We start from the raw sequence: 6376 nt of genomic DNA on the forward strand, positions 1-6376 counted from the left end.
ATTACTTGCAAATCAGTAATTTATTTGGCCACCCTATGCTACAATGTCGTAAGAATATTTTTTAGCACTCAAGTGGCCAAGTGTTAATGCGTACGGGTGGCCAAGTTGATGCGTATCTACAGAGAAGGGGCAAATACAAAAATCATAGATGCCGATGGAAAGATACTCACTCAGACAGATGGTCCTTATGATAATTACAACAAAGTTTACCAACAATATGTAGAGTTTCCAAACGATAAACAAAGGGCAAAATACCAAGCAGGTGTTTTCTTTGCCTATGAAGCCTGTGGACTCGGATTTCGAAAAGGTGGAGAGATTTTAGATAATATGAGTAAATTTGTAGGGCATGTTATAGTCGATTAGACTATAAAAATGGCGTTACAATTTGCCGGATTATTGAAGTTTTTTGTTTAAAATAATTTTTCCAGCTTCAACACCTGGCTGATTATATGCATCTATATACATAAACTTTGCACAGAGGGATGTGAGAAGTTCATATTCATACATTAAAGCAGCTATAGCACTCTCACATACTCCATCTATTGTAATGACATCACAGGGAATATCATTGAGGTTATTGATAGACTCAATAGTTGCATCAGCCTGTTTGTTAATCAGATCAGAAAAAGCTATACCATTGAGATAATCCAAGTCTTCCAAGCCTTCAAGCTGAATGTCTGGAATCTTCAAATCATTATCAAAGTTCTCTACTTTAATGACTGTAACGGTCTTGTCACGTCTTCCTTCTACTATAAGTTGTAAAAAAGAGTGCTGATCAATTGGACCTATGATACCAATAGGGGTAAGTCCCTGCCTTGTATCATTAATATCCACTTTACCTAAACTCTCTCCCCAGAGCTGAATATACCATTTATTAAATCCCTCGAGTCTTGAAGAGTATGAAAAGACAACGTTAATGTTAAAGCTGTACTTATACTCTACTAAAAAACGTGCCTTTTTCAAGATGCGTGTATAAAACTCTCGTTTTGCAAAAAAATCATCATGTATTTTTTTAGCACCACATAAGAGCTCATCTATATCTATACCTACAATAGCAAGAGGCAGCAGTCCAACAGCTGAAAATACAGAGAAACGCCCACCTACATTTTTGGGTATCTCAAAACTCACCATCTCATTGGCATTTGCAAAGGCTTGTAGTTTCGAATCACTCTCTGTGACGACTATAGTGTTGTTTTTATCGCATTTTACAAGAGAATTAATGTACTTGAAGATTGAGACTGTCTCTATGGTTGTACCTGATTTAGAGATGACAATAAAGAGAGTATCTTCTAAATCTATTGCTTCTATCTTTGATTTGATATCTATGGGGTCTGTTGTTTCTAAAAAGAAGAGTTTTTTTTCTAAGTTGCGTGAGTGTTTTAAAAACTTGTAAATCGCATATGTACCGAGTGTACTTCCACCGATTCCAATTACGACGATATTACTCTGTTTTACACTATGGGCATACTCTTTAAAAGGATTTGTATCAATAAATGGAAGTTCATAATACCCAATCAGCTCTTTTTCTTTGAGAATCTCTGCAAAAACAATTTCATCAGAGATAGTTGGATTGAAGTTGTGCTTATATTGCATTATTTATTACTCTTTGCATAAAAATAGTTTGTTGCCTCCACAAAACCATCTACACTTCCACAGTCAAAACGTTTTCCTTGAAACTTGTAAGCCAAAACTCTTCCCTCTTTTGCCTGTTCTAGAAGTGCATCCGTTATCTGAATCTCTCCGCCTTTTCCAGGTTTTGTCTCACGCAAGATATCAAAGATATCTGGTGTTAAGATATATCGACCTATAATCGCCAGATTTGAAGGGGCATCTTTTGGATCCGGCTTTTCCACCATATCTTTTACACGGACTAAATCATCCGCAATAAAATCTCCTGCTATGACACCGTATTTATTTGTGTCTGCCTGTGGAACCTCTTCAACGGCAACAATGGAGCACTTATGCTCTTCATATAGTTTTACCATCTGTGTTAAAACCCCATCTGAGTCATTGTCACACAAATCATCTGCTAGTATAACGGCAAAAGGCTCCTGCCCTATCAAAGTCTCACCTGTTAAAATAGCATGCCCCAAACCTTTCATCTCAATCTGTCTCGTGTAAGAGAATGTACAAGCATTGATAACATTACGAATCTGCGTGAGGTACTCTTCTTTTGTAGTTCCTTTTATCTGATGCTCAAGCTCGTAAGAGATATCAAAATGATCTTCGATTGCCCGTTTTCCACGACCGGTAACTATGGCCATCGTACTCAGCCCTGCTTCAATGGCCTCTTCAACACCATACTGTAAAAGTGGTTTTGTAAGAACAGGCAACATCTCTTTTGGAATGGCTTTGGTAGCCGGTAAAAATCGTGTTCCATAACCTGCTGCAGGGAAAAGACATTTTTTGATCGGTTTCATTGGTATCCTTTGTATCAGTTTTTTTCCCGGGATAAATCCCGGATTCCAAAGACAGTTGGCAACTCTTTTGGAAGCAGGGTTTTAACCCTGCCCTTTAGGTTTTCATATTTTTAATTTATAGACTTTTGCACTCGGCGTTAAAATAACCGGTTCAAAAAGTTTTGGATCATAATCTTCAAGTACCATCAGTTGTATATACATAGAGTTATATGTTTTTTCATCAACAAGAAGCATAGTATTATAATTAACCATATATATCACACTAATGTCCGAGCTAAAATTTACAAGCTGCACATTTTTTTGGAGTTTCATATCTTTTGTATATTGTGTTTTTACAAATCTGCGAATTGGCATTGTTTTATTGCCAATTGTCAGATTCAGTGTTCTTTTATCTAAAAATATATTGGCTCCAAGCTGAATCTTTGATCCTAGATCTTTAAAACTTCTAGCAACATAAAAGAATGGCTGTCTTCCTTGTCGCCCATTCATCAAGTCAATATTTGAAAAAAGTGTAACCGTAGGATAGATACTCGTCATACGAAACGGTAGATAAAAGTAGATGTCTCTTGTCTTTTTCGGTAGTTTTATATCAGACTTGAGTGTTGCAAGAAAATCATTTGTATTTTTAAAACCATAATCTTTTGTCATCTGCTCAATATTTGAGAAAATTGTCAAGTTTTTATCAGATATCTCTTCTTTATGTGTATCTCTAAAAGCATATGTCTTTTCCGTATACTCAACATCAAGGCGTGCCATCTTTGCGGCTTCTTCTTGTGTATGCGTGAGCATAAAACTTACCGGAAAATTCACAGACCCACTGTGCTTTCCTCCGTCACTCAAAGTCTTTACATCTGCATAGTAACGAATCGGATAACCATAGTCCCACCAAGAGATGACATAATCTTCTCTGTCTGCTTTTTTGCCTAAATCTTGAAGTACTTGGACCTCATTGGCATTAAAAACAGTTGGTACGTTATAAGCTTCTATATGTTTGTAGTTTGGGAATATAATGGCAAGCGTAAATGCTATCATACTGAGATATTTTAACTTTGCAGTAGGCATTATACGCGCTATTTCTATGATGAGATATGCAATACCAAAAGCCAAAACAGGCACAGCATAGATAGTAAAACGAAGCCCGCCAACATAAGCTAAAAAGCCAAGCCCGACCAGTGGAAGAGAAAAGAGCATAATGCGGTGTTTATAGAGTAGGTAGAGATACCCTGCCAGTGAGATTAAAAATGTAACAGTATGCCCACTTATGCGATTTGCAAATGTCTCAAATGGGATATGCCCTGCCTCACGTACGGTTTGCATAACAGTAAAAAAGTGGAGTCCAAGTCCTTTATCAGTAGCACTGACACTGTCTCTAAATACATAGCCCTTTAACTGTGCCCAGATAGGAGAGAGCCCACCGGAGACTAAGAATGCAGCAACGGCAAGACCTAAAATATAAAAAACATATTTGTCATATTTTTTATCTCTAAAAAGAATATATACTACAACTACAAGACCAAGACGTAAGAAGCCATCGCCATTCATCATAGCAAGCATCATAATTGCAAGCAGTTTATAATTAAAAAGATTTTTACGATCAAAAATCAACGCATATGCTAATATAAGGCCAAAAAATGAGAACTCCAAAGAGTAAGATTGCGGATACCACCAGCGATAGATCAGAATATCTATCGCTGTTATAATTAAGTAGATATTTCTGTTTGTCTCTACTGCCCAGATAATAGACCAAAGTAAGAACATTGGAAGTACAATGTTGAGCATATCGGTATCATAATACCCTGCCATCGTACGGTTATAGTAACTCCAAGCGATAGATGCGAGCAGTGCAGCGATAAGCCCCATCTCCAAGTTTTTCATCACTCGTGCAATTAAAATGATTGGAATAACCACTAAAGAGCTTAAAAATACCGGCATATAAAAGATGACTGATTCAAAAGAAAATGGTAAGATTTTTGCGAATAAAGCTGTCAGCTGTGATGCTGCAGAAGTTACAGGAGAGAGGTCATAAAGCTGATGGAATTTGTCAAAGTACTCTTTTGCATTTGGATTTGTAGTCGTTCCCAAGAGCAGATCTCTAGCACCTTCAGCCCAAATATAACCATCATTAGTATTTATCATAAACTGCCCATTAAAATAAAAAGGTTCATAATCCGCAAAATGATAAACCCAAATAAGACGCATCAGAACTGAAAAAGTAAAAGCTATGGAGATATAAAAAAGTGTTAATTTTGTTTCTTGTGAAGTTTCTGTCAAGTTCTATTCCTCGGATAAAGTGGAGGAATTATAACATAAAAAAGTGGCTCCGGATACTGGATTCGAACCAGTGACCAAGTGATTAACAGTCGGTTAAAACCGAATTGTCATATTTTCTTAAATCTTATCACACCCCATATAATAGCCTACTTTAAGGGATTGAATCAAGTTTCATCTTCCTCAGATTTTATCAAAATATTTCAAAATAAATAATCTCGTACGGACTTATCAAGGACTTAATACACTCTAAATAATATTATTGCTTTGCAAAACTTGACATAAATTTTTTGTGAACATTAGCTTCAAACATTGCAACATTTCCAATGATTTTATCAGCTTGTTTTATCACTTGAGCTTGCTTGTCTGATATAGCCTGCATAGCTTCTTCTATAAGTTTTTGTCTATTTTCTTCTCTTAACATCGGGTTCATTTGTTTCGTCATATTTGAGCCTTATATTCTGGAATTATATCGTTAAATTGAGTATAACTAACATCTTTGTAATAGCTATTATCTCTTTTATCAATTACATGTAAAGCTATATTTTCCCCAAATAACTTTTTTATTTCAGCTGTTACACTTCTTGACTTTACAACACTATTTAAAAAAACATCTTCAGGAACAAGCCGATTTGTTACTGATTCTCGTTTTTTTGTATATAAAAAGCATTTTTCTAAGTCATTATAGATATAAAATATTTCTATTTTATAATCTTGTTTTAATAATTTTAACATATTTTCTTTAGCTGTTTGTAAATGGAAAAATTTGAATCTACAACCAAAGAGAGTCCTCTATACTTTACAGCTTCATCAAATAAAAACTGTACACCCCAGCTTGCAGGCTTTTGAAATATATCACTATTTTTGCCATCATATCCAACTGGTTTAAAAAAATCCCGTATTATATCTATATCCAGATGTAAAAGATTACTCTCAAATTCAATAAATTTTTGAATAAATTCTGTTTTACCAGCACCACTGGGACCAGCTGTAAAATATGTAATTTTTTCATCTATGGGAAATTTATCGGAAATATAATGGTTAAAGAAATCTTTTCTATTTTCTTTTAAATATTTGATTGCTGTTTTTTCAAACTTTTGTTTTGTCTTCATATAGTCTAATTATATAAACTTATTGATAAAACATGTTTTATTTTCGAAAGAGGAATATGATAATCTTTACTAAACCAAGATAATTCTTCAGGTGATGCTTCCGTTTTTATAGTGTCGAGTGCATATTTTTCTACATTAGTAAAATTTTGCTCTTTATTAAAAAGTCGACACAATTTATCTATAGTAAAATGCTTCTTTTTATTATCTATGGAGTTGTTTACAGTTAAAAGTAACATTGGTTGAAATTTAGTTTGCATCACACACTCCCCCTCTTTTTTATAATTATAGCACATTTAGCTATTTTTTGAGATTATCAAACTTCTTCATCTTTTATCAAATCTCCTCTATTTCCCAGCATAAGGGAAGCAACAGCATTTTTATTTTACTATCACTTATAGATTTCATTCTAAATGGAAAAAGTGATGGCAACTCTAAAAACATTAAATAAAAAAATGTCAACCAAATATGAAGGTGTCTTTTACAAAGAGATAGTCAATGAAAACAACAAAGTTGTTGATAAAATATTTCTCATTCGATATAGAGAAAACTATACCGACAAGCAGATGACTGTTGGTA

Annotated in this window: 7 protein-coding genes and 1 pseudogene; 1 reads left to right on the forward strand and 7 read right to left on the reverse strand. The window is 34.5% G+C overall.

The window, feature by feature from the left end; all coding sequences use genetic code 11:
* Nucleotides 1-120 precede the first annotated feature (120 nt).
* Nucleotides 121-363, forward strand: a pseudogene (locus MNY27_RS10555) (glutathionylspermidine synthase family protein); the annotation flags it as partial.
* Nucleotides 364-393: 30 nt separating this feature from the next.
* Here MNY27_RS10555 and MNY27_RS10560 read toward each other — a convergent pair.
* The 7 genes from MNY27_RS10560 to MNY27_RS10590 all read right to left on the reverse strand — a co-directional run bounded on the left by MNY27_RS10560 (nt 394) and on the right by MNY27_RS10590 (nt 6057).
* Nucleotides 394-1593, reverse strand: a complete 1200-nt coding sequence (locus MNY27_RS10560; protein WP_152183451.1) for a glucose-6-phosphate isomerase — start codon at nt 1591-1593, stop codon at nt 394-396.
* Nucleotides 1593-2420: a UTP--glucose-1-phosphate uridylyltransferase GalU gene (gene galU, locus MNY27_RS10565; protein WP_152183450.1), complete on the reverse strand. Its 828-nt coding sequence runs from the start codon at nt 2418-2420 to the stop codon at nt 1593-1595. Before galU ends, MNY27_RS10560 begins: the two co-directional genes overlap by 1 nt.
* Nucleotides 2421-2522: 102 nt before the next feature.
* Nucleotides 2523-4691 carry an STT3 domain-containing protein gene (locus tag MNY27_RS10570; RefSeq protein ID WP_152183449.1) on the reverse strand — a complete coding sequence of 723 codons (2169 nt, stop codon included), beginning with the start codon at nt 4689-4691 and terminating at the stop codon, nt 2523-2525.
* A gap of 256 nt (nt 4692-4947) precedes the next feature.
* Complete coding sequence (locus MNY27_RS10575; protein WP_152183438.1) at nt 4948-5133, reverse strand: hypothetical protein; 186 nt, start codon at nt 5131-5133, stop codon at nt 4948-4950.
* Nucleotides 5130-5423, reverse strand: coding sequence for a zeta toxin family protein (locus tag MNY27_RS10580; protein WP_346392307.1), 294 nt, complete (start codon nt 5421-5423; stop codon nt 5130-5132). Before MNY27_RS10580 ends, MNY27_RS10575 begins: the two co-directional genes overlap by 4 nt.
* Nucleotides 5417-5800 carry a zeta toxin family protein gene (locus MNY27_RS10585; protein ID WP_346392308.1) on the reverse strand — a complete coding sequence of 128 codons (384 nt, stop codon included), beginning with the start codon at nt 5798-5800 and terminating at the stop codon, nt 5417-5419. Before MNY27_RS10585 ends, MNY27_RS10580 begins: the two co-directional genes overlap by 7 nt.
* 5 nt (nt 5801-5805) lie before the next feature.
* Nucleotides 5806-6057 carry a hypothetical protein gene (locus MNY27_RS10590; RefSeq protein WP_346392309.1) on the reverse strand — a complete coding sequence of 84 codons (252 nt, stop codon included), beginning with the start codon at nt 6055-6057 and terminating at the stop codon, nt 5806-5808.
* Nucleotides 6058-6376: the final 319 nt, after the last annotated feature.

The organism is Sulfurimonas sp. NWX79, assembly GCF_039667035.1.
Lineage (GTDB): Bacteria > Campylobacterota > Campylobacteria > Campylobacterales > Sulfurimonadaceae > Sulfurimonas > Sulfurimonas indica.